At 73.6% G+C, this 19337-nt stretch carries 19 protein-coding genes and 1 pseudogene; 9 read left to right on the top strand and 11 right to left on the bottom strand.

The genetic code is table 11. The features are described from left to right. Positions 1–13 precede the first annotated feature (13 nt). The gene (locus AC1DWH_RS10675; RefSeq protein WP_477093649.1) at positions 14–955 is read left to right on the top strand and encodes a siderophore-interacting protein; all 942 of its coding nucleotides are present in this window, start codon (positions 14–16) and stop codon (positions 953–955) included. Positions 956–1039: 84 nt separating this feature from the next. Further along, a complete protein-coding gene (locus tag AC1DWH_RS10670) occupies positions 1040–1732 on the top strand; it encodes a hypothetical protein (protein ID WP_477093648.1) in 693 nt (230 codons plus the stop codon). 85 nt (positions 1733–1817) lie between these two features. Here the strand turns inward: AC1DWH_RS10670 and AC1DWH_RS10665 are convergent, their stop codons facing one another. The 6 genes from AC1DWH_RS10665 to AC1DWH_RS10640 form a co-directional block, all read right to left on the bottom strand. After that, on the bottom strand, positions 1818–2654 hold the full coding sequence (locus AC1DWH_RS10665; protein ID WP_477093647.1) for an alpha/beta fold hydrolase: 837 nt from the start codon (positions 2652–2654) through the stop codon (positions 1818–1820). Positions 2655–2699: 45 nt separating this feature from the next. Beyond that, on the bottom strand, positions 2700–3515 hold the full coding sequence (locus AC1DWH_RS10660; RefSeq protein ID WP_477093646.1) for an alpha/beta fold hydrolase: 816 nt from the start codon (positions 3513–3515) through the stop codon (positions 2700–2702). Positions 3516–3543: 28 nt separating this feature from the next. Next, complete coding sequence (locus tag AC1DWH_RS10655) at positions 3544–4326, bottom strand: SDR family NAD(P)-dependent oxidoreductase (RefSeq protein WP_477093645.1); 783 nt, start codon at positions 4324–4326, stop codon at positions 3544–3546. A gap of 53 nt (positions 4327–4379) precedes the next feature. Then, entirely contained in the window at positions 4380–7118 is a 2739-nt protein-coding gene (locus AC1DWH_RS10650) for an ATP-binding protein (RefSeq protein WP_477093644.1), read from the bottom strand. A 130-nt stretch (positions 7119–7248) separates the two neighbouring features. Continuing rightward, positions 7249–7500, bottom strand: a complete 252-nt coding sequence (locus AC1DWH_RS10645) for a hypothetical protein (protein WP_477093643.1) — start codon at positions 7498–7500, stop codon at positions 7249–7251. Continuing rightward, positions 7497–9026 (bottom strand): MFS transporter, encoded by a 1530-nt coding sequence (locus AC1DWH_RS10640; protein ID WP_477093642.1) that lies wholly within the window; start codon positions 9024–9026, stop codon positions 7497–7499. The genes AC1DWH_RS10645 and AC1DWH_RS10640 overlap by 4 nt, the downstream gene beginning before the upstream one ends. A gap of 111 nt (positions 9027–9137) precedes the next feature. Here AC1DWH_RS10640 and AC1DWH_RS10635 point away from each other — a divergent pair, with 111 nt between their 5' ends. The 3 genes from AC1DWH_RS10635 to AC1DWH_RS10625 all read left to right on the top strand — a co-directional run bounded on the left by AC1DWH_RS10635 (position 9138) and on the right by AC1DWH_RS10625 (position 10571). Beyond that, complete coding sequence (locus AC1DWH_RS10635) at positions 9138–9707, top strand: TetR/AcrR family transcriptional regulator (protein ID WP_477093641.1); 570 nt, start codon at positions 9138–9140, stop codon at positions 9705–9707. Positions 9708–9786: 79 nt separating this feature from the next. After that, a complete protein-coding gene (locus AC1DWH_RS10630; RefSeq protein WP_456845746.1) occupies positions 9787–10083 on the top strand; it encodes a YtxH domain-containing protein in 297 nt (98 codons plus the stop codon). Continuing rightward, positions 10080–10571: a DUF427 domain-containing protein gene (locus AC1DWH_RS10625; RefSeq protein ID WP_477093640.1), complete on the top strand. Its 492-nt coding sequence runs from the start codon at positions 10080–10082 to the stop codon at positions 10569–10571. The genes AC1DWH_RS10630 and AC1DWH_RS10625 overlap by 4 nt, the downstream gene beginning before the upstream one ends. Here AC1DWH_RS10625 and AC1DWH_RS10620 read toward each other — a convergent pair. After that, complete coding sequence (locus tag AC1DWH_RS10620; RefSeq protein ID WP_477093639.1) at positions 10502–11065, bottom strand: gluconokinase; 564 nt, start codon at positions 11063–11065, stop codon at positions 10502–10504. The two genes, AC1DWH_RS10625 and AC1DWH_RS10620, sit on opposite strands and share 70 nt — an antisense overlap. Before the next feature lie 197 nt (positions 11066–11262). On the opposite strand from AC1DWH_RS10620, the gene AC1DWH_RS10615 reads away from it, so the two are divergent. After that, entirely contained in the window at positions 11263–12546 is a 1284-nt protein-coding gene (locus tag AC1DWH_RS10615; RefSeq protein ID WP_477093638.1) for an MFS transporter, read from the top strand. Between the two features lie 504 nt (positions 12547–13050). On the opposite strand, the gene AC1DWH_RS10610 is transcribed toward AC1DWH_RS10615, so the two are convergent. The 4 genes from AC1DWH_RS10610 to AC1DWH_RS10595 all read right to left on the bottom strand — a co-directional run bounded on the left by AC1DWH_RS10610 (position 13051) and on the right by AC1DWH_RS10595 (position 16735). Then, positions 13051–13749 (bottom strand): SRPBCC family protein, encoded by a 699-nt coding sequence (locus AC1DWH_RS10610; protein WP_477093637.1) that lies wholly within the window; start codon positions 13747–13749, stop codon positions 13051–13053. Position 13750: 1 nt separating this feature from the next. Next, positions 13751–14362, bottom strand: a complete 612-nt coding sequence (locus tag AC1DWH_RS10605) for an ArsR/SmtB family transcription factor (RefSeq protein ID WP_477093636.1) — start codon at positions 14360–14362, stop codon at positions 13751–13753. A gap of 130 nt (positions 14363–14492) precedes the next feature. Continuing rightward, positions 14493–15425, bottom strand: a complete 933-nt coding sequence (locus AC1DWH_RS10600) for a phosphotransferase family protein (protein WP_477093635.1) — start codon at positions 15423–15425, stop codon at positions 14493–14495. Beyond that, on the bottom strand, positions 15422–16735 hold the full coding sequence (locus AC1DWH_RS10595; protein WP_477093634.1) for an MFS transporter: 1314 nt from the start codon (positions 16733–16735) through the stop codon (positions 15422–15424). Before AC1DWH_RS10595 ends, AC1DWH_RS10600 begins: the two co-directional genes overlap by 4 nt. A gap of 58 nt (positions 16736–16793) precedes the next feature. On the opposite strand from AC1DWH_RS10595, the gene AC1DWH_RS10590 reads away from it, so the two are divergent. The 3 genes and pseudogenes from AC1DWH_RS10590 to AC1DWH_RS10580 form a co-directional block, all read left to right on the top strand. Then, on the top strand, positions 16794–17090 hold the full coding sequence (locus tag AC1DWH_RS10590; protein ID WP_477093633.1) for a GNAT family N-acetyltransferase: 297 nt from the start codon (positions 16794–16796) through the stop codon (positions 17088–17090). 280 nt (positions 17091–17370) lie between these two features. After that, a complete protein-coding gene (locus AC1DWH_RS10585; protein ID WP_477093632.1) occupies positions 17371–18858 on the top strand; it encodes a glycosyltransferase family 2 protein in 1488 nt (495 codons plus the stop codon). Further along, positions 18851–19337 (top strand): annotated as a pseudogene (locus AC1DWH_RS10580) (glycoside hydrolase family 26 protein); the annotation flags it as partial. The gene AC1DWH_RS10585 and the pseudogene AC1DWH_RS10580, both read left to right, overlap by 8 nt.

Below are 19337 nucleotides of genomic sequence, written 5' to 3'. Positions count from 1 at the left end.
TACCCTGGACGACGTGACCGTGTCAGTCGAGGCCCCCGCGCTGCCCTTCCGCATGTTCGCCGTGCAGGTGGCCGCGGTGCAGACCATGTGCCCGAGCGTGCTGCGCGTGACGTTCACCGGGGACGACCTGGACCGCTTCGCGGACAACGGCTTCGACCAGCGGATCAAGTTCTTCCTGCCGCTGGCGGACGCCTCCTACGACGAGCTGCTCAGCCTGTCGGGCAGCGACGACTGGTACGGCCGCTGGCGTGCCATGCCCGACGACCGCCGCCACCCGATCCGCACCTACACGGCCCGGGGTGTCCGCCAGGACCGCCGCGAGGTCGACGTCGACATCGTGCTGCACGGCGACCTCGGCCCCGCCTCCCGCTGGGCGCTGTCCGCGGCCCCCGGCGACGACCTGGTGATCCTGGGCCCCAACGCCGACGCCGCCGGCCCGCACGGCGGCGTCGACTTCGTCCCCCCGCCCCACACCGACCGCCTGCTGATCGCCGGCGACGAGACCGCGCTGCCGGCCATCGCGGGGATCCTCGAGCGGCTGCCCGCCGACGCGCGCGGCGAGGCCCTCATCGAGATGCCGCTGTCGGGCGACCGCCTGCCGCTGGCCGCCCCGGACGGCGTGACTGTCCGGTGGTACGGCCGCGACGGCCGGCCGCACGGCGAGATGCTCGTCCCGGCGGTCCAGTCCGCGGCCGCCCGACTCCTGCCCGGGCAGGCGCCCGCGCCGGACGTCGAGCTGGAGGACGTGGACATCGACGAGGGCCTGCTCTGGGAGGTCCCCGTCGACGCGTCCGGTGCGCCCCTGCGGGCCGACGCCGCGCTCTACGCCTGGCTCGCCGGCGAGGCCGCCGTGATCAAGACCCTGCGTCGGCACCTCGTCGCCGAGTGCGGCGTCGACCGCAAGGCCGTGGCGTTCATGGGCTACTGGCGGGCGGGCCGGTCCGAGGCGAGCTGACCGTTCCGGTCACGCACTCCACCCTTGCCGCGGACGCCCGGCCGACGGACACTGAGCAGACCCTTTCGGTCGGAGGTGCTCGACGTGCGCGACGACTCCACGTTCCCCGACGTTCTTCCGATGCTCGCTGTCGGGCATCATCGGGACCCCCGCGACGGGGGCTGCCTCATGGAGTGGGTGAGCCTGCTCGCCGGTGAGCGCTGGAGCGACCACCCCGAGTGCACCCATCCCCTCCTCGCCCACCTCGCTCGCGTGGTCAACGACCGCGTCGGCGACGCGTCCCGGCCTGCGCTCATGCACCTGCTGCCGATGCTCGCCGGTGCGCGCAGCGACGACCGGTCGTGGTCGTTGGAGATCGCCGCTGTCGCCGTGCGGCACGCCCTGCGACGGGCGGGAGCGCAGGACGGACGCGAGCTCGCTGTCGCCCTGCTGACGCTCGACCGGCTGCTGGGGCCGACGGACGGGCGCGCACCGGCCGAGTGGCGCACGTCGACCACCGAGGCGCTCGCGACCGTCCAGGCGGCCACCGCGTGGGCCGAGGAGTTCACGCGGGAGATGGGCGCGCCGCGGCACGTTCGCGGACTGACGCGCGGCATCGTCGACCTCTCGCTCACGACCGTCTCCGCGGCGTCCGACGCGGACGACGCGCTCGTCGCGATGCTCACCGACGCCGTCCTCACGTGCCAGGACCTCGCGGCGGCCGCGGTCATCGGTCGCCCGACCGTGGCGACTCCCGGCGCGAGCTCCGCGCCGTCGATGGCGAGCGCTCAGGGCTGACGCCTCTCGCACGACACGGCCGAGCGACGACCGTCGGCCTGGCGGGCGAGGGTCGTCGTCCGCCAGGCCGCCCTCCACGATCGCCCTACGACACCGAGCCTGCCGCCGAGGACGCCGACACCCCGAAGCCCTTCCCCGCCAGCCAGTCGAGCACGACCTCGGCGACGTCGGGCCAGCCGGCGTCCATCGTCAGCGAGTGGCCCTTGCCCTCGAACTCGTGGTACTCGGTCGTCGAGGCGGTGTTGTCGGCGTAGAGGTCGAACACCTGGCGCGTCACCTTGGCCGGGACGGTGTGGTCGACCGACCCCGAGGTGAGCAGCAGCGGGCCGCGGACGGCGGTGTGGGTGTCGACCTCGGCGGGGGAGTGGCGCGAGAAGTTGGCGCTGGCGTCCTCGAACAGCGGGCGGCCCGGGCCGGGGATCGTCCAGGCCTCCCACAGCGCGTCCGACTCCTCGTCGGTGAGCGCGTTGCCGAAGCTGTAGCGGAACTCCTTGGCGGTCAGGGCGACCGTGCGCTTCTTGTTGGCGGGGTTGCCGAGCACCGGCAGGCCGGACTTGAGCTGGGAGAACGGGAGGGCCTTGGCGCCCTTGATGGGGGCCGGGTCGATGGCGACGGCCGCGACGGCGAGGTCGTGGGCGAGCAGCTCCTGGGCGATCAGGCCGCCGAACGAGTGGCCGATCACGATCGGCTTGATGCCCTCGGCCTCGAAGATGCCGGCGTAGTGCTCGCAGATCGCGGTGATGCCGACGTCGTTCTGCGGTTCGGGGTGCTCTCGGGTCTCCGCGACCGTGGCGGCCTCGCCGGGCCAGCCCGGGGCGGTCGCCGTGAAGCCGCGGGTGGCGAGCAGGTCGATCCAGGGGGCCCAGGCGGAGGCGTGGACCCAGAGGCCGTGGATGAGGACGACGGGCGGGTTCTCGGACATGTCGGTGCTCCTTGAGGGTGGGGCGAGGTGACGTGGGACGAGGGATCAGCGGCCGGCGGCGCTGAGGATGACCTGGACGACGGCGTCGGGGCGGCTGAGCATCGGCACGTGCGAGGTGCTCAGCTCGACGGTGCGGGAGTCGGCGCGGGCCGCCATCGCGCGCTCCGCCTCCGGGGGGATGGCGTGGTCCTTGGTCGCGACGACGTACCAGGACGGGATGGTCCGCCAGGCGGGGACGCCGGACGGGGTGCCCAGCGCGGAGGCGAGCAGCGGGCGCTGGCCGGCCGCCATCACCAGGGCCTGCGACGCGGGCAGGTCCGCCGCGAAGACGTCCCGGAAGTACGCGGGGTCGATGTAGGCGTCGACGTCACCGGGTGCGGCGCCCACGGTCGGCCGGACCACGATGTGCTGGCCGAGCAGGGCGGTGCCGCCGCCCAGCGCGTTGGCGGCGCCGATGCTCTCGCCCTCGTCGAGCGCGTACGCGGCGACGTAGACGAGGGCCCGGACGTTCTCGTTGCCGGTGGCGGCGTTGGTGATGACGGCGCCGCCGTAGGAGTGGCCGACGAGCACGACCGGACCCGTGATGGTCGCCAGGAACGAGCGCAGGTAGTCGGCGTCGGGGGCGATGCCGCGCAGCGGGTTGGCCGGGGCGTACACGGTGTAGCCCTTGTGCTGCAGCCGCTGCGTGACCTCCGACCAGCTCGACGCGTCCGCGAAGGCTCCGTGCACGAGAACGATCGTCGGCCGGGGTGCGTCCGGGCGGTGGGCGCTCGCGCTGCCCATGGTGAACGCGGCGGCGAGGGCGAACAGGAGGGTCGCGGCGAGCGTGCGCACAGCGGCGCGGGTGGTCCGTGCGGGCATGGTGGTCTCCTCGGTGGGTGAGAGCCGGTCACAGGGTGGTGACGAGCCCGCCGTCGATGCGGATGTCGATGCCGGTGGCGTTCCAGGCGCGGGACCCGGCGAGCAGGACGACGAGGTCGGCGACCTCGTCGGGACGCGTGAACCGGCCGGTCGCGGAGTCGGCGGCCGCGCCGGCGGCGACCTCCGAGGCGCTCCGACCGGTGCGGGCGGCGATCGTCTCGGCGACCCCGCCGCCGCCCAGCCACAGGTCGGTGGCGACCGGGCCGGGGCTGATCGTGTTGACGCGGACCCCCTGAGGGCCGACCTCGCGGGACAGCGACTTGCTGAAGTTCGTCAGCGCCGCCTTCGCCGCGCTGTAGTCGATGACGGCCGGGTCGGGCAGCGCCGCGTTGACCGAGCTGATCGTCACGACGGACGACGGCGCGCTCGCCAGCAGGTGCGGCAGGGCGGCTCGTGTCGCCCGGACCGCGGGCATGAGGTTCGTCGCGAGCGCCCAGAGCCAGTCCTCGTCGGTCACCGCGGCGAACCCGTCGAGGCGGGGGCGGACGCCGCCGATGTTGTTGACCAGCACGTCGAGCCGCCCGTGCGCGGCGACCGCGGCCTCGATCAGCAGGCCTGGACCGTCGGCGGTCGCGAGGTCGCCGGTGACGATGTGCACCGAGCCGCCGACCGACTCCAGCTCGGCGTTCGACGACCGCACCCCGGCGACGACCACGGCGCCCTCGGCGGCAAGCGCGCGGACGATCGCGAGACCGATGCCCCGGCTCGCACCGGTGACGACGACGACCTTGCCTGCCAGCTCCTGATCCATGCCTCCCACCGGACCACGGCGCCCGGTATGTCCGCACCCGGGAAAGACCCCAGTCAGCCCCCCAGGAGGCCGCGCAGCGCGCGGCGTGAGGTCGCCCCCGTCTTGCGCAGGATCTTCGTCATGTGGAACTCGACCGTCGACGCCGTCACGAACAGGCTCGACGCGATCTCGGAGTTGGTCAGCCCCTGGGCCGCGAGGGCGGCGATGCGGGCCTCCTGGGGCGTGAGCGTCGCGTCACCCGGCTCGCGGACCGAGGCAGTGGCCCGTTCCCCGGTGGCCAGCAACGCCGAGCGGGCGCGTTCGGCGAAGGCGTCGGCGCCCATCCCCGCGAACATCTCGTGCGCCCGGCGCAGCTGCACGCGGGCGTCCACCCGTCGCCCCGAGCGCCGCAGCCACTCCCCGTAGAGCAGGTGGCAGCGCGCGACGTCGGTGGCGACGTTCGTCGGCTGCAGGAGCGCCAGCGCGGTGGTGAACAGGTCCTCGGCCTGGTCGTCGTCGGCGAGCAAGGCCCGCGACCGAGCCAGCAGGCCCGCCGCCACCGGCGTCGAGACTGCACCTGCCCGGTCCGTCAGCCGGTCCAGGGCACGCCGCGCCCCCACGTCGTCGCCCGCACGCGCCGCGGCCTCGACCAGGTCGGGCAGCGACGTGGTCGAGAAGCCGGGGGTGTCGTCGTCGAAGATCTCCGTGAGCAGGTCGCGCGCGCCCGCGTAGTCCTGCTGACCGAGCGCCAGGATCGCCAGGCAGTGGGCGCCGAACGACGTCCAGAGCCCGAGGCTCTGCTGGCCGCGCATGACGGCGGCCAGCTCGCGCGTCTGCGCGGCGCGGCCCTGCCACGCGTACAGGAGGACCCACGGGACCTCGCTCCGCAGGCCGTACGCCGCGCTGAGCTCCTGGGCCTCGGCGTACAGGACCGTCGCCTCGGCGAACCGCCCCTCGCGCACCAGCCCGGCGGCCCCGGACGAGAGGGTGATCGAGAGGTCGACCAGCGCGCCCTCCCGGCGCAGGCGGTGCTCGAGCCGCCCGAACAGCTGCCGGCGGGCCTCCTCGTCCCACAGCTCGTCGCAGGCCATCATCGCGAGCAGCACCGCGCCGACCGCGTTCCGTCCGAGGTGACCGGCGTCGAGGGTCAGCGCGTCGAGGGCCGCGCGCATCGGGCGGACCGCCGCCTCGTACCCCGAGCCGATCCGGACGGCGAACGCGTCGAACAGCTGGTCGAGGGCCTCGAAGGCGGGGCGCCGGCCGGCGGTGGAGAGCGTGGCCGCGGCGACCGCGCGGTGGGTCGTGCCGCTCAGGTAGCGACCGGCCAGGACGGCGGACAGCAACGCCTCGCACAGGCAGTTGCGGATGAAGTCGGTGTCGCCCGGTGCCGCGTCCGCGACGGCCTGCATCAGCGCCGCGGTGGCGTGGGCGGGGCTGGCCCGCGCGATGGCGATCTCGGCCTCGACCAGCAGCCCCCGGGCCCGCTGCGGACCCGTCGACGACGGGATGCTCTGCCCGACCAGGACGCCGGCGAGCTCGAGGTCCCCGGACAAGACGTACGCGTCGGCCGCGTCCAGCGTGCGGCGCAGCGCGATCGACGGGTCCGTCGTGAGCTCGGCGGAGCGGCGCAGGTAGGTCGCCTGCGCGGCGTACCCGCCACGCAGGCGGGCACGCTCGGCGGAGAGCTCCAGCTCGGCCGCGACCGCGTCGTCGGGGGCACCCGCGGCCTGGGCCAGGTGCCACGCGCGCCGGTCGGGATCGGTCGGGCCGGTCGCCTCGGCGAGGGCGGCATGGGCCGCCCTACGGGCGTGCGGCGCCGCGGCGCCGTAGATCGCCGAGCGCACCAGCGGGTGGCTGAACCGCACCTCGTCCCGGACCGAGCAGATCTCCGCCTCCGTGGCCGGGTCCGCGTCCTGCGGGGTGAGGCCCAGCAGGTGCGCCGCGCGCCACACGGTCTGCGGGTCGTCGGCCGAGCCGCACGCCGCGACGAGGACGAACTCCTGCGTGGCGGCGGGGAGGGACTCGACGGCGCGCAGGAAGTAGTCCTGGATGCCGCTGGTCAGCGGCAACGGGTCGGGCAGCGCCGCGGTGCCGGCGCGCTGCGGCGCGCTCAGCGACTGCGCCATGGCGAGGACGGCGAGCGGGTTGCCGCTGCTGTGCTCGACGATGCTGTCCACGACGGACGGGTGCAGCCGTCCGGTCACTCGCTCGGCGAGCAGGCTGGTCGCGGCAGGCGCCGTCAGGCCGGCGAGCTCCATGCGGTCCAGCCCGTCCACCGCCGCCAGGACGGCCGGCTCGTCGCGCGTCGCGAGCACCAGAGCGACCCGCTCCCGCTCCAGCCGCCGCGCGACGAACGCCAGCGCGTCGAGCGACTCGCGGTCCAGCCAGTGCGCGTCGTCGACGAGACAGAGCACGGGGGCGGAGCGGGCCGCCGTGCCCAGCAGCGTCAGGGTCGCGAGCCCGACCAGGAAGCGGCTCGGTGCGGGGCCGGCCGTCTCACCGAACGTGACCTGCAGGGCCGACCGCTGCGGTGCCGGGAGGCGCGCGACCTCGTCGGCGAGCGGGCGAAGGATCCGGTGCAGCGCCGCGTAGCTCAGCTGTCGTTCGGGTTCGGACCCGGAGAACCGCAGCGCCAGGGCGTCCGGCGCCGCGTCGACCATGTCCTGCAGGAGCCGGCTCTTGCCGATCCCCGCCTCACCGACGACGACGACCGACCGGCCGACGCCCGCCGACGCGTCCGCGACCAGCGAGCGCAGGGCAGCCGTCTCCGACTCACGGCCGACCATGACGCCGGTCCCCGGTCCCTCGGCCATCGGTACGCCCTCGCTCTCGGCGACGCGTCACCGCGGCGGTCGACCGGACGGTTGCCCCGTACAGCCGTGAACGTACCGTGCCACGCCGACGAGCGGAGGCCGGATGGGGCGAGGAGATCGCGGCGTCTTCCTACGGCAGGGCGGGCGCCATCCGCTCGGCCCGGGCGACCGCGTCGGGCACGGTCAGCCTGACCACCGCGCCGCTGCGCTTGTCGACCAGGCGCGGTCCGTTGGCGACCGGCCCCTCGGCCCGCCCGCCGCTGGTGTCGAGCACCACCAGGAGGAACGACCCTCCATCCTCCCGTGCGCGTCGTCGGTCGACCCGCCGGAACGCGGAGTCCAGCGTCGCCTCGACGGCCGCGACCGCCTCGTCCAGGGTCATCCCGCGATTCTCGCCGAGGCGCCATCGATCGGGGCAGCCGGCGAGGCCGCGAGTCGGGGCAGGGCCAGCGCCGCGACGAGGGCGATCGCGGCGAGCGCCGCCGCGACCCAGAACAGTGCCGACGACCCCGTCGCGACCGCGGTCCGCGCCGCCGACTGCGCGGCGGTGGGCAGCGCCGCGAGATTCTCGGGCGTCAGCGACGCGGCGTCGACGCCCGCCGGCATCGCGGACGCGACCGTGCTGGAGAACAGCGCACCCAGCGCACCGGTGCCCACGGCCGCGCCGATCATCCGCATGAAGCCCGCCGCGCCGGTGGCGGCCCCGACCTCGCCGCGGCTGACCGAGTTCTGGACCAGCACCAGCGGCGTCTGGAACAGCAGCCCCAGGCCGAACCCGGCCAGCACCATGTAGGCCGCCGTGGTCAGGCCCGACGTGTCGACGGTCATGGTGGCCAGCAGGGCGGTCGCGGCGACGAGCAGCGAGGTGCCGACGACCATGACGGGCCGGAACCGCGCCGGCGACGACGTGAACCGGCCGGTGAGCACGCCGACGACGATCGCGGGCAGCAGCAGCGGGAGCAGCAGCAGGCCGCTGTTGCTCGCCGAGTGGCCCTGCACCAGCTGCAGGAAGACCGGGAGGTAGTTCATCGCCGTCGTCAGCACGGCGCCCATCCCCAGCGCGAGCACCACGAACGACAGCACCACGGACCGGGTGCGGAACAGGTCCAGCGGGAGGACGGGGTGCTCTGCCCGGCGCTCGACCACGACGATCGCCGCGATCGCGGCTGCCGCGACCAGGAGGGCGCCGACCACCTGCCACGAGCCCCAGCCGTACCGGTGACCGCCCCAGGTCGCCGCGAGCACCAGGCCCGAGCTGGCCACTGACACGGCGGCCAGCCCCGCGACGTCGACGCGGCCGCCGCGGGGGCGCACCGGCAGACGGACGAACGCGAGCACGCCGGCGATCGAGGCGAGCACGAGCGGCACGTTGAGCAGGAAGATCCAGCGCCAGCTGAGGTGCTCGGTGATGACGCCGCCCACCCACGGGCCGACGATCATCGACACCGGCGCGATCGCGCCGAGGATTCCCTGGTAGCGCGCGCGGCGGTCGGGCGGCGCGACGTCGGCGATCACCGCGAGCAGGCTGGTGAGCGTCATGCCGGCTCCGAGGCCCTGGAGAGTCCGGGCGCCGACCAGGGCGCCCATGCTCGGCGCGAGCCCGGTGAGGACCGAGCCGACGCCGAACGCGACGAGGGCCGTCAGGAGCAGGCGGCGACGGCCGAACATGTCCCCGAGCCGACCGGCGACGATCGTGCCGATCGCCATCGCGAGCAGGTAGCTGGTGGTGATCCAGGCGAGGTCCTCGAAGCCACCGAGGTCGCCGGCGATCGTCGGCAGGGCTGTCGCGGCGACGAGGGCGTCGAGCTGCAGCGGGACGAGCGCCAGCACCAGGCTGACCATGATGAGGCCGAGCCGCCGTCGGCTCAGGCCGCTCTCCGGTGGGCTCGCAAGCGTGTCGGTGGTCATGGTCATCTCACTTACTTGTCGACCGGCTAGTAACGGGTTCGAGAGTAGTCCCGGTTACTTGCCGGCCGTCAAGTAGGCTTTCTGAGAGCTGTCACAGGAAGAGGAGCACCGATGCCCCGGGACGGGAGCGCCACGCGCGAGCAGATCGTGGCGGTGGCCATGCGCAGGTTCGTCGAGAACGGGTACGACAAGACGTCGCTGCGCGAGATCGCCGACGAGGTCGGCGTGACCAAGGCCGCGCTGTACTACCACTTCCGCACGAAGGACGACATCGTCGGCAGCGCGATGTCGGGCTATGCCGAGCGCTTCCAGGAGCTGGCGCAGTGGGCGCAGGCGGAACTGCCGGGACGCGCGCGCGACGAGCAGCTGGTCGACCGGCTGCTGGCCCTGCTGGACTCGGACGGCGGGATCATCCTGCGGTTCGGGCAGACCAACCCGACCGTGGTGGAGCGCAGCGAGTTCGGTGCCATGCAGATCGGGGTGCTCCGCACCCTCGTGGCCGCCATTGCCGGCCAGGACCCCACCCCGGAGGCCACCCTGCGGGCGACGCTGCTGTTCGCGGCGCTCATGCTCGGGACGGTCGGCGCCGAGGCGCCGCTGCCCATCGCGGGCGACCACGCGGACCGGGTGGCCGCCGCCCGCGCGATCGCGCTCGACCTGCTGGCGCCGCTGTCGAGGTGAGCGCCGAACGGTCTGCCGCGCGACAACGCCCATCGGTGCCTAGGCTCTAAGACTCGGACGAGCGACGGAAGGACCGCGCATGAAGAAGGTCGTGTTTCTCGCCGGCGTCGGCACCGCGTACCTGATCGGTACGCCGTCAGGTCGTCGGCAGCTGGAGAAGTTCAAGGTCTGGGCCAACGACGTCTGGCACGACCCCCGCGTGCAGGAGTACGTGCAGGAGTACGAGGGCAAGGCGACCGAGTTCGCGAAGCAGCAGGGCGCCGCGCTGTGGGAGAAGGCCGTCGACACCGCGTCGGGAGTGATGTCGGGGTCGACCACCAAGTACGACGACGTCGTCGGCGAGCCCTACGACGAGCCGAGCCCGGGACGGCCGTGACCCCCACGCCCCTCCCGGCCGCCCCCGGCCAGGAGTCGGTCTGGGACTACCCGCGGCCGCCGCGCGTCGAGCCGACCGCCGAGCTGGTCGTCGTCACGCTCGACGGGCTCCCGGTGGCCTCGACCACCGACGCCGTCCGGGTGCTCGAGACCAGCCACCCGCCGGTCTACTACCTGCCGTTCGACGCCTTCGAGCCGGGCGTGCTCGAGCCGGCGGTCGGTTCCTCGGTGTGCGAGTACAAGGGCGTCGCCGGCTACCTGTCCGTGCGGGCCGGCGGCACGCTGCTCTCCCGGGTCGGGTGGACCTACCCGTCGCCGCTGCCCGGGTACGAGGCGCTGGTCGACCGGGTCGCGCTGTACGCCGACGACCTGACCTGCACGGTCGACGGCGAGCAGGTGCAGCCGCAGGCCGGCGGGTTCTACGGGGGCTGGATCACGTCCCGCGTCGTCGGGCCGTTCAAGGGGTCGCCGGGCTCTCGCGGCTGGTGAGCCAGCAGGCGCAGCGCCTCGTCGGCGGTCGCGTCCGGGGTGCCGACGACCGGGACGTCGACCCCGTCCTCGTCGGGCCCCAGCGGCTCGAGGGTGGCCAGCTGCGACGCGAGCAGGGTGGCCGGCATGAAGTGGCCCGTGCGCGTGGCCAGTCGCCGCGCGAGCTCGTCGGCCGGGACCTCCAGGTGCACGAACCGCACGCCTCCCTCCGCCGTCCGCAGGATGTCGCGGTAGGAGCGACGCAGAGCCGAGCAGGTCACCACCGTGGGTCCGCTTGCCTCGGTCATGGCGTCGCGGACGGCCTCCAGCCACGGGATCCGGTCGGCGTCGGTCAGCGCCCGACCCGCCCGCATGGCCGCGACGTTCGCCGCCGGGTGGAGGTCGTCGCCCTCGATCATCGGCCGGCCCAGCCGCTGGGCCAGGAGCGCGGCCGTCGTGGACTTCCCGGTGCCGGACACCCCCATGACGACGAGGTGCTCGGGCGGGGCGCTCACGCACCCAGCCTCGCACGTCGACCGTCGGACCGGTGCCGCCCTGGTGCGCCGCCCCGGCCGGCCTGGCCGCCCTGCACGAGAACGTCACTTCGCCGCGAGAACGGCAGTTCATCGTGACGTTCTCGCGACGATGTGACGTTCTCGTCCGCGTGTGGACGTGGCGGAAAGCGCGCGTCCCGGGCAACTAAACTCGCCCGATGCCCTCGTTCGTCGTCGACACCACGCCCCTGCGCGCCAGCCCGGCGTTCCGGCGGCTGTGGTGGGGGCTGTCGATCTCCAACCTCGGCGCGCAGCTGACCGTCGTCGCCGTGGGGCTGCAGGTGTACGCGCTCACGGGGTCGACCGCGTCGGTCGGCATCCTCGGGCTCTGCGCTCTGGTCCCCCTCGTCTTCTTCGGGCTGTACGGCGGCGCGATCTCCGACCACTACGACCGCCGCACGGTCGCGCTGATCGCGTCGTTCGTGGCGTGGGGCGCCACCATCGGGCTGGCCGTGCAGGCGTGGTTGGGCAACACCGAGGTGTGGGTGCTGTTCGCGCTGGTGGCGGTGCAGTCGGGCGCGTTCGCGGTGAACTCGCCGGCGCGGTCGGCGATCATCCCGCGACTGCTCGACCCCCAGCTGATGGCCGCCGCGAACGCCCTGCAGACGCTCGGGTTCAGCGTCGCGTTCACCGTCGGGCCGCTGCTGGGTGCCGCGCTCGTCGCCGCCTTCGACTACGGCGTGGCCTACACCCTCGACGCGCTCCTGTTCACGGCCGCGCTCGCCGCGGTGTTCCGGCTGCCCCCGCAGCCGCCGGAGCACTCCGAGAACCGGCGGGAGCGTGCCGGGCTCGCCTCGGTGGTCGACGGCTTCCGGTACCTGGGCACGCAGCGCAACGTGCGCATGACGTTCGCGGTCGACCTGGTCGCCATGATCACGTCGTCGCCGCGCGTGCTGTTCCCGGCGGTCGGGCTCGTCTACCTCGGCGGTGGCGCCACCACCACCGGGGTCATGGCGGCGTCGGCGGCCGTCGGGGTCGGCCTCGCCGGGCTGTTCTCCGGAGGCCTGACCCGCATCCGTTGGCAGGGCCGGATCATCGCCGTCGCGATCACGGTCTGGGGGCTGGCCGTCGCCGGGTTCGGGCTCGTGCTGGTGCTCGCCGGGCAGTCGCACCCGGACCAGGTCCTGTGGCTCGCCCTCGCGATCGCCGTGCTGATGCTCGTGGTGGCCGGTGCGGCGGACGCGATCAGCTCGGTGTTCCGGCAGACCATCCTGCAGACCGCGACCCCCGACGACATGCGCGGCCGGCTGCAGGGCGTGTTCATCGTCGTCGTCGCGGGCGGACCCCGGCTGGGGGAGGCGCTGCTGGGCGGCGCGGCGTCGAAGGTCGGCGAGGGCTGGGCGGCCGTCGTCGGCGGCTGCCTGTGCGTGGTGCTCCTGTGGGTGCTGGTCCGGGCGCAGCGCTCGTTCTGGGACTACGACTCCCGCCACCCGGTGCCCTGACCTGACCGCCCGGGCATGTCGAGCGCGGTCCCCGGCCACCGAGCGCGACTCCTGGTCGTCGAGCGCGGTCGCCTGCGGACCGCCGTCGGCGACGGACCACGGCGGTCGCCGACGAACGACCGCGCTCGCCGGGGTACCGCCGCCGGCGACGGACCACGGCGGTCGCCGACGAGAGGCCGCGCTCGACGACAGGCGACCTCGGCCGCCCGGGCGCGGCCTTCGGTCACCGAGCGCGACCGCTGGTCGTCGAGCGCGGTCGTCTGCGGACCGCCGTCGGCGACGGGCCACGGCGGTCGCCGACGAGAGGCCGCGCTCGACGACAGGCGACCGCGCTCGCTCCAGCGCGGCCTTCGGCCACCGAGCGCGACCCCTGGTCGTCGAGCGCGGCCGCCTGCGGACCGCCGTCGGCGACGGACGACAGCGCTCGGCGACGAACGACCGCGGTCGCCGACGGACGACCGCGCTCGCCGGCCGGCTGTCGGCGTCGACGAGAGGCCGAGCTCGTCAGGCGTAGACCTTCTCCAGCCAGCCGTCCCATGCCGCGGTCGTCGCGGCGCCGTCGGCACCCGGCGCGAAGTCGTGCACCGCGACGCCCACCGGAGCGCCCCAGGCGTTGCGGCCGAAGAAGCGGATCAGCGCCGACTCCGTCCGCAGACCGAGGAAGTGCTCGGTGGCGTAGTCGACGACGACCTCCGTGGGGCCGCCCGGCAGGGCTGCGACGGTCGACGAGGAGACCACGCCGAGCGCGTCGAGCAGCCGGGTGAACCCGTCGGGGGCGTTCGACGCGGCCGGGGCATCGGTCGAGGAGTACGTGACCGACCGGCGGCTGAAGTGCGCGATGTACTCGGCGAGCGTGTGCAGGTAGAAGTCGGTGTGCGCGCCGGCGCCGTCGTACTGGTTCTGCCAGTCGTCAACGAACACGCCCGAGTGCACGTAGCGCAGGTGCGTGCGCCCGTCCTCGAGCGGGGTCAGCACCTCCTCGACCTGGTTGAACCAGCCGCCCGCACCGTCCATGCGCCCGGCGAGGTGGTGCGGCGGGTCCCACGCGGCGACGACGCCGCCGAACGCCGCCACGCCGCCGACGCGCGGCTCGTACTCCATCGGCCACAGCCAGCCGCCGTTGCCGTCGGTGATCGCGTCCCAGACCTCCTGGGCCGGGGCGTCGATGTCGTGCTCGCGGACGATCTCGAACTCGCGGGCCATGTCAGTTCTCCTTGTCGGGGGTGATCGCGGGGGGTGTCTTGAGGGCGGGGTGCAGGGCGACGACGAGCCGGTGCTCGCGGCCCTCGGGGGAGGCGGGGGCGTCGTACCGGTCGACCAGGTCGGCGAGCAGGCCGGACAGCTCGTCGGCGAACGCGGCGCGCGAGGCAGCCGTGGCGAACCGGACCTGGCCGTCGACCGCGTAGGTGGCCAGCCGCTGCCCGGCCTGCTGGGCGCCGACCATGAGCGAGCCGACCTCGTGGACCAGCCGCGCGCCGAGCGCGAGCATCCACTGCGCCGACAGCTGGTCGCGCAGGGAGTCGGGGTCGGGCGCCACGGCCGGCAGCGCGACCGGCGAGATGACGTACGCCGCGGCGGTCGCCTGCAGCACCCGCTCGGTCATGCTGCCCTTGCGTCGCTCCTCGACCAGCACGACCAGGCCGTGCTTCTCGAGGGTGCGCAGGTGGTAGTTGGTCTGCTGCCGGGACAGCCCGAGCGGGCCCGACAACGAGGTGGCCGACCCCGGGCTCGCCAGAGCGGCCAGGAGCCGTGCGCGGGTGGGATCGAGCGCCGCCTCGGCGACGGCGGGGTCCTCGATGACGGTGATGTCGAGCATGGATCAACCGTTCCACCGAAAACAAGTGATGTCAAGAAACGAACTCTTGTCGGTGGCGCCAGGGCCGGCGAGAACGTCAGTTCGCCGCGAGAACGTTCTCGCGGCGGCGTGACGTTCTCGAGGAGTCCCGTCAGGCGGCCAGGGCCGCCAGCGCCGCGTGCAGGTTCTCCGTCACGGCCGCGCGGTGCGGCTCCACCCAGTCACCCTCGAACCTGCGGGGCGTGATCTCGATCAGCATCACGAGGCAGAGCCGCATCCGGTAGAGCTCGAGGCGCGTGCGGGCGGACGGGCTGGTGACGTCGAGCCCGGGCCCGTACCCGGCCAGCAGCTCGGGCGTGCCGACGGACCGGCTCATCGGGTCGACTCCGACCAGGTCCGCCAGCGGGTCGCCCCAGAACGCGCGCTCGGGGTCGATGATCCCGACCACCTCGCCCGACGCCGGGTCGACGAACACGTTGCCGGCCCAGAGGTCGGTGTGCACCAGCGACGGCCGGACGACGTCGGCGAGCACGGCGGCGTGCCGAGCCATGGCCGCGCGGACCTCGAGCGCCGGCACCGGGACCGACCAGCGTGCGGCGTCGTCGAGAAGGTCCTCGATCATCGCTCCGAACGACGCCGCCCAGGTGGACGCCTGCCGCCCGAAGGGGTACCCGAACGCCGGACCGGTGACGGCGTGCAGGGCGGCGAGCACGGCGCCGACGTCGCGCATGGTGCGGGGGTCGTCCTGGGGGAGGCCCGAGTCCAGCAGCGGCACGCCGGGCAGGTGGCTGACCACGAGCGCGTCGCTGGGCAGCAGGGTGCGCGAGAAGTCGGTGAGCAGCACCCGCGGCATGTGCAGGGCGGGCAGGTCGGCCGCCAGACCGTAGACCAGGGCCTCGGCGCGCAGGAGGTCGTGCTCGTAGGCCAGCAGCTGGTCGGTGCCCACGGGGGCCGTCTTCACGACGACCCGGGTGCCGTCGGCGAGGGTCACGCGGTATGTCGTCGCGAACTGGCCGCCGGTAAGCAGCTCGGCCTCGGCCAGGGTGCCCAGCGGGGCGACGAGCGAGGTCAGGGCGTCGATCACGGCGCGAGGGTACCGACCGACCGCGCCGGTTCGACGGACTCCGCGATCTCGCACGCGGCGACGGCCGCCCCGCCGGTCGCGGACGGGGAGCCGGCCTCGACGGAGTCGGGCACGTGCTCGCCGACGTCGCCGCGCAGGGTCCGGAACGCGGCGAGCGTCGCGACCACCGCGAACCCGGCGGCGACGACCACCACGAGGAACCCGGCGTGCGAGCCGTGCGCGTCGATCTGCGCGCCCGCGATGGACGACCCGACCGACACCCCGACGCCCAGCGACGTGCCCACCCAGGTCAGCCCCTCGGTCAGGCGGGCCCGGGGGACCAGGTCCTGCACCAGCCCGTTGCCGTTGATGAGCGTGGGGGCGATGGCGAACCCGGCCACGAACATGACGGCCGCGAGCTGGGCGAGCGACTGCACGAGGAAGAAGAAGCAGACGCCGACGGCCAGCGCGACGACCCCGGTGGCGAACCGCAGGTGCAGCGGCCGCTTCCACTGCCGGGTGCCGTAGAGCAGGCCGGAGATGAGCGAGCCGAGGGCGAAGATCGCCAGGATGATGCCGGCGGAGCCCTTCGAGCCCGACTCGTCGGCGAAGGCCACGGTGGACACGTCGGTGGCGCCGAAGATCGAGCCCATGGCGACGAACACGATCGCCAGCACGACCATGCCCGGCTTCGCCAGCACGGAGCCGCGCGGGCGCGGGCTGCCGACGGGGGCGGCGGGCGGCTCGGTGCGGCCCAGCGAGAGGAACCAGTAGCCGCCGACGAGCATGGCGACGAGCGGGACGATGAGCCCCGCCTCGGGGGCGACGCCGGTGGCCAGGAGGGTCGCCAGGACGGGGCCGACGATGAAGACCAGCTCGTCGAGCGCCGACTCCAGCGAGTAGGCGGTGTGCATCCGGTGGGCGTCGTCGCCGAGCACGCGGGCCCAGCGCGCCCGGACCAGGGAGCCGAACGAGCCGATCGCGGCGCCGGTCACCACGGCCGCGAGGTAGAGCCAGGCCTCGGGGGCGGTGGTGAGCGCGGCGACGATCAGCCCGACGAGACCGACGGCGGCGATCGCGACGGCGGGCCGCATGACCCGCGACTGCCCGTGCCGGTCGACCAGGCGGGCGAGCTGCGGTGAGCAGAGCGCCTGCGCGACGACGTAGACCGCGGACACCCGGCCGGCCAGCCCGTACGAGCCGTAGAGCGTCGAGACCATGAGCACGATGCCGATGCCGACCATCGACATGGGCAGCCGGGCCAGCACGCCTGCACCGGAGAACGCCAGGGCACCGGGGCGCGACAGGACGTCTCGGTACGGCTGGAGCATGTGGCCAGTCTGTCACCAGGTCTACCGCCCGGCCTCGCGGTGCCCCACCATCGGAGGCATGACGGACGTGCAGGTCAGCGACGCTCCCGCGGAGCACAGGTTCGAGGCACGCTCCCCCGACGGGGAGCTGCTGGGGTTCTCGGTGTACGACACGATCGGCACCACGGTGGTCTTCACGCACACCGAGGTGGACCCGAAGTTCGAGGGTCAGGGCATCGCGTCGACCCTCGTGAAGGAGGCTCTGGACGCGGTCCGGGCGAGCGGCCGGGACGTCGTCGCGTTCTGCCCGTACGTGAAGGCGTGGATCGGACGGCACCCCGAGTACCGGGACCTCCTGCACACGGCGCGGGGCTGACACCGCCTGTCCAGGCGGCCGTTACATCCGTGACATCCGTTTACACAGAGTTTTCCTGGGCCCCTAGGTGATGTCGCCCGCAGCGTGCACAGTGGAATCACCACCCCGAAAGGTACTGGGGGGTAACGCAGCCGTCGTGCCGGGTCGAACGTGGACTCCGCGACCTTCGACGAGCAGGTAGACCCGGCCCGAGCGGCCGACGCCCCTGCCGTCTCGCTGCATCGTCAACGACGTCGGTCAGCCCTCCCATGCCCGCACACGGCCACTTGGGGTACCTGACATGTTCGTCTTCGTCCTGCAGCTCCGGGAGATGTTCGCCGGACAGTCCGAGATCTATCTCTTTGCTTTCTACTCCACGCTCGTCTGGGCCCTCTGGATCCTCAAGGTCGTGCTCTCGCGCCGCTATCGCCCTGTGACCGCCCCGTACGAGGTCTCCACGAGCGTCGTCATCCCGGTCGTCGACGAGCCGCTCGACCTGTTCCGCTCCGTCCTCGCGCGGATCGTCGCGCAGCACCCCGACGAGGTCATCGTCGTCATCAACGGCGCCGTCAACACCGCGCTCGAGGAGGTCAGCGACGAGTTCGCGCCGCTGGTCCGGTGGGTGCACACGCCCATCCCCGGCAAGCGGAACGCGGTGATGATCGGCACCCGGATGTCCACGGGCGAGATCACCGTGCTGGTCGACTCGGACACGGTCTGGACCGACGGCACGCTGCCCGAGCTGGTCAAGCCGTTCGCGGACCCGGCCGTCGGAGGGGTGACCACCCGGCAGCGCATCCTCGACCCGGAACGCTCCTGGATCACGCGCTGGGCGGACTGGCTGGAGAACACCCGGGCGCTCTACTCGATGCCGGCGCAGTCGGCGCTGGGTCAGGTCGGGTGCCTGCCGGGCCGCACCATCGCGTTCCGGCGCCGGATCCTCATGCAGGTCATGGACGCGTTCATGAACGAGAAGTTCCTCGGGGTGTTCCTCGAGGTCTCCGACGACCGGACCCTCACCAACCTCACGCTCAAGGCCGGATACCGGACCGTCTACCAGTACTCGAGCCTCTGCTACACGGACGCCCCGCTCAAGGTGAAGAAGCTGTCCAAGCAGCAGCTCCGCTGGGCACGCGGCAGCCAGTACAACACCCTGCGGATGCTCCCCTGGATGCTCGGCCACGCGCCCGTGCTGGCGGTCTTCTTCATCGCGGACATCCTGCTGCCGTTCCTGCTGCTGGGCACGATCCTCGGCTGGGCCTACCGGTCGGTGTCGCACACGGGGACCAACCTGTACGAGGCGATCCTCGAGACCTACACAGGCCTGAGCGGCTGGTTCTGGGTGGTCGCGCTGATGATCGTCTCGTCCGTGCTGTCGATGTCCATCCGGCAGATCCGCCACCTGCACGAGAAGCCGTCCGACTTCCTGCGGCTGCCGGTGTTCATCATCGTCTCCACGTTCTTCCTCATGCCGATCCGGATCCTCGGCTTCGTCCGCATGGCGCACGCCAGCGGCTGGGGCACCCGGTCCGGCGCGTACGGCGGGGGACCGGAGAACGAGGACCTCATGGCCGAGCTCGAGTCCGCCGGCGACGGCGCGCCCGTCGACCTCGTGGACCGGGTGCCCGACGCCGACGGCCACGCCGTCCAGACCGAGGTCCGGCGACGCCGCACCGCCGAGGACACCCAGCAACCGACCCCGACCCGACGACGCCTGAACCCGCTCGCCGCGGTGCCCTACGGCATCGCGCTCGCCCTACTGGCTCTGGAGGCGCTCGCCTATGTCTGAGCACACCAAGAACCGCGTCCTGCACGCCTCGCCCCGCGCACGTCTGGCGGCCTTCGCGGTCGCCCTCGCCCTGCTCGCCGTGTCGGCCGTCGTCTGGCTGTCACCGTCCAAGGCGGAACCCACCGCCGGACCCACCAAGAGCGCCGAGCAGATCGCGCTCGAGAAGGAGAACGCCGAGCTCAAGTCGGCCCTGGCGGCCCGCACCGACGAGGTCGACACCCTGACCGCGTCGCAGCAGAAGGCCGCCGCCGAGCGCGCCGCCGGTGCGGCCAGGGGCAAGGCCAAGTCGACGGCCGAGAAGGAGGCCGCCGCGGCGAGCGGTCAGCAGAAGGCCGCCGCCGACCGCGCCAAGGCCGCGGAGGCCGGCCGGCTCAACGCCGCGGCCGCGCGGTCGACCGCGGTCGCCCGGGGGCAGGCCAAGGCCGCCGCCGAGAAGGCCGCCGCCGTCGCCAAGGGTCAGGCCGAGGCGGCGAACGCCC

This window comes from Cellulomonas sp. P2_F12 (assembly GCF_056403775.1).
Note: the sequence above shows the minus strand (reverse complement) of the source record. Positions and strands in the feature narration are given on the sequence as shown.

Bases quoted from the DNA above. Each gene is read 5' to 3' on its own strand.
- AC1DWH_RS10650 (WP_477093644.1), bottom strand. From the start codon at position 7,118: ATGGCCGAGGGACCGGGGACCGGCGTCATGGTCGGCCGTGAGTCGGAG.
- AC1DWH_RS10595 (WP_477093634.1), bottom strand. From the start codon at position 16,735: ATGCTCCAGCCGTACCGAGACGTCCTGTCGCGCCCCGGTGCCCTGGCG.
- AC1DWH_RS10590 (WP_477093633.1), top strand. From the start codon at position 16,794: ATGACGGACGTGCAGGTCAGCGACGCTCCCGCGGAGCACAGGTTCGAG.
- AC1DWH_RS10605 (WP_477093636.1), bottom strand. From the start codon at position 14,362: ATGCTCGACATCACCGTCATCGAGGACCCCGCCGTCGCCGAGGCGGCG.
- AC1DWH_RS10635 (WP_477093641.1), top strand. From the start codon at position 9,138: ATGCCCCGGGACGGGAGCGCCACGCGCGAGCAGATCGTGGCGGTGGCC.
- AC1DWH_RS10640 (WP_477093642.1), bottom strand. From the start codon at position 9,026: ATGACCACCGACACGCTTGCGAGCCCACCGGAGAGCGGCCTGAGCCGA.
- AC1DWH_RS10610 (WP_477093637.1), bottom strand. From the start codon at position 13,749: ATGGCCCGCGAGTTCGAGATCGTCCGCGAGCACGACATCGACGCCCCG.
- AC1DWH_RS10655 (WP_477093645.1), bottom strand. From the start codon at position 4,326: ATGGATCAGGAGCTGGCAGGCAAGGTCGTCGTCGTCACCGGTGCGAGC.
- AC1DWH_RS10585 (WP_477093632.1), top strand. From the start codon at position 17,371: ATGTTCGTCTTCGTCCTGCAGCTCCGGGAGATGTTCGCCGGACAGTCC.
- AC1DWH_RS10615 (WP_477093638.1), top strand. From the start codon at position 11,263: ATGCCCTCGTTCGTCGTCGACACCACGCCCCTGCGCGCCAGCCCGGCG.
- AC1DWH_RS10630 (WP_456845746.1), top strand. From the start codon at position 9,787: ATGAAGAAGGTCGTGTTTCTCGCCGGCGTCGGCACCGCGTACCTGATC.
- AC1DWH_RS10660 (WP_477093646.1), bottom strand. From the start codon at position 3,515: ATGCCCGCACGGACCACCCGCGCCGCTGTGCGCACGCTCGCCGCGACC.
- AC1DWH_RS10645 (WP_477093643.1), bottom strand. From the start codon at position 7,500: ATGACCCTGGACGAGGCGGTCGCGGCCGTCGAGGCGACGCTGGACTCC.
- AC1DWH_RS10665 (WP_477093647.1), bottom strand. From the start codon at position 2,654: ATGTCCGAGAACCCGCCCGTCGTCCTCATCCACGGCCTCTGGGTCCAC.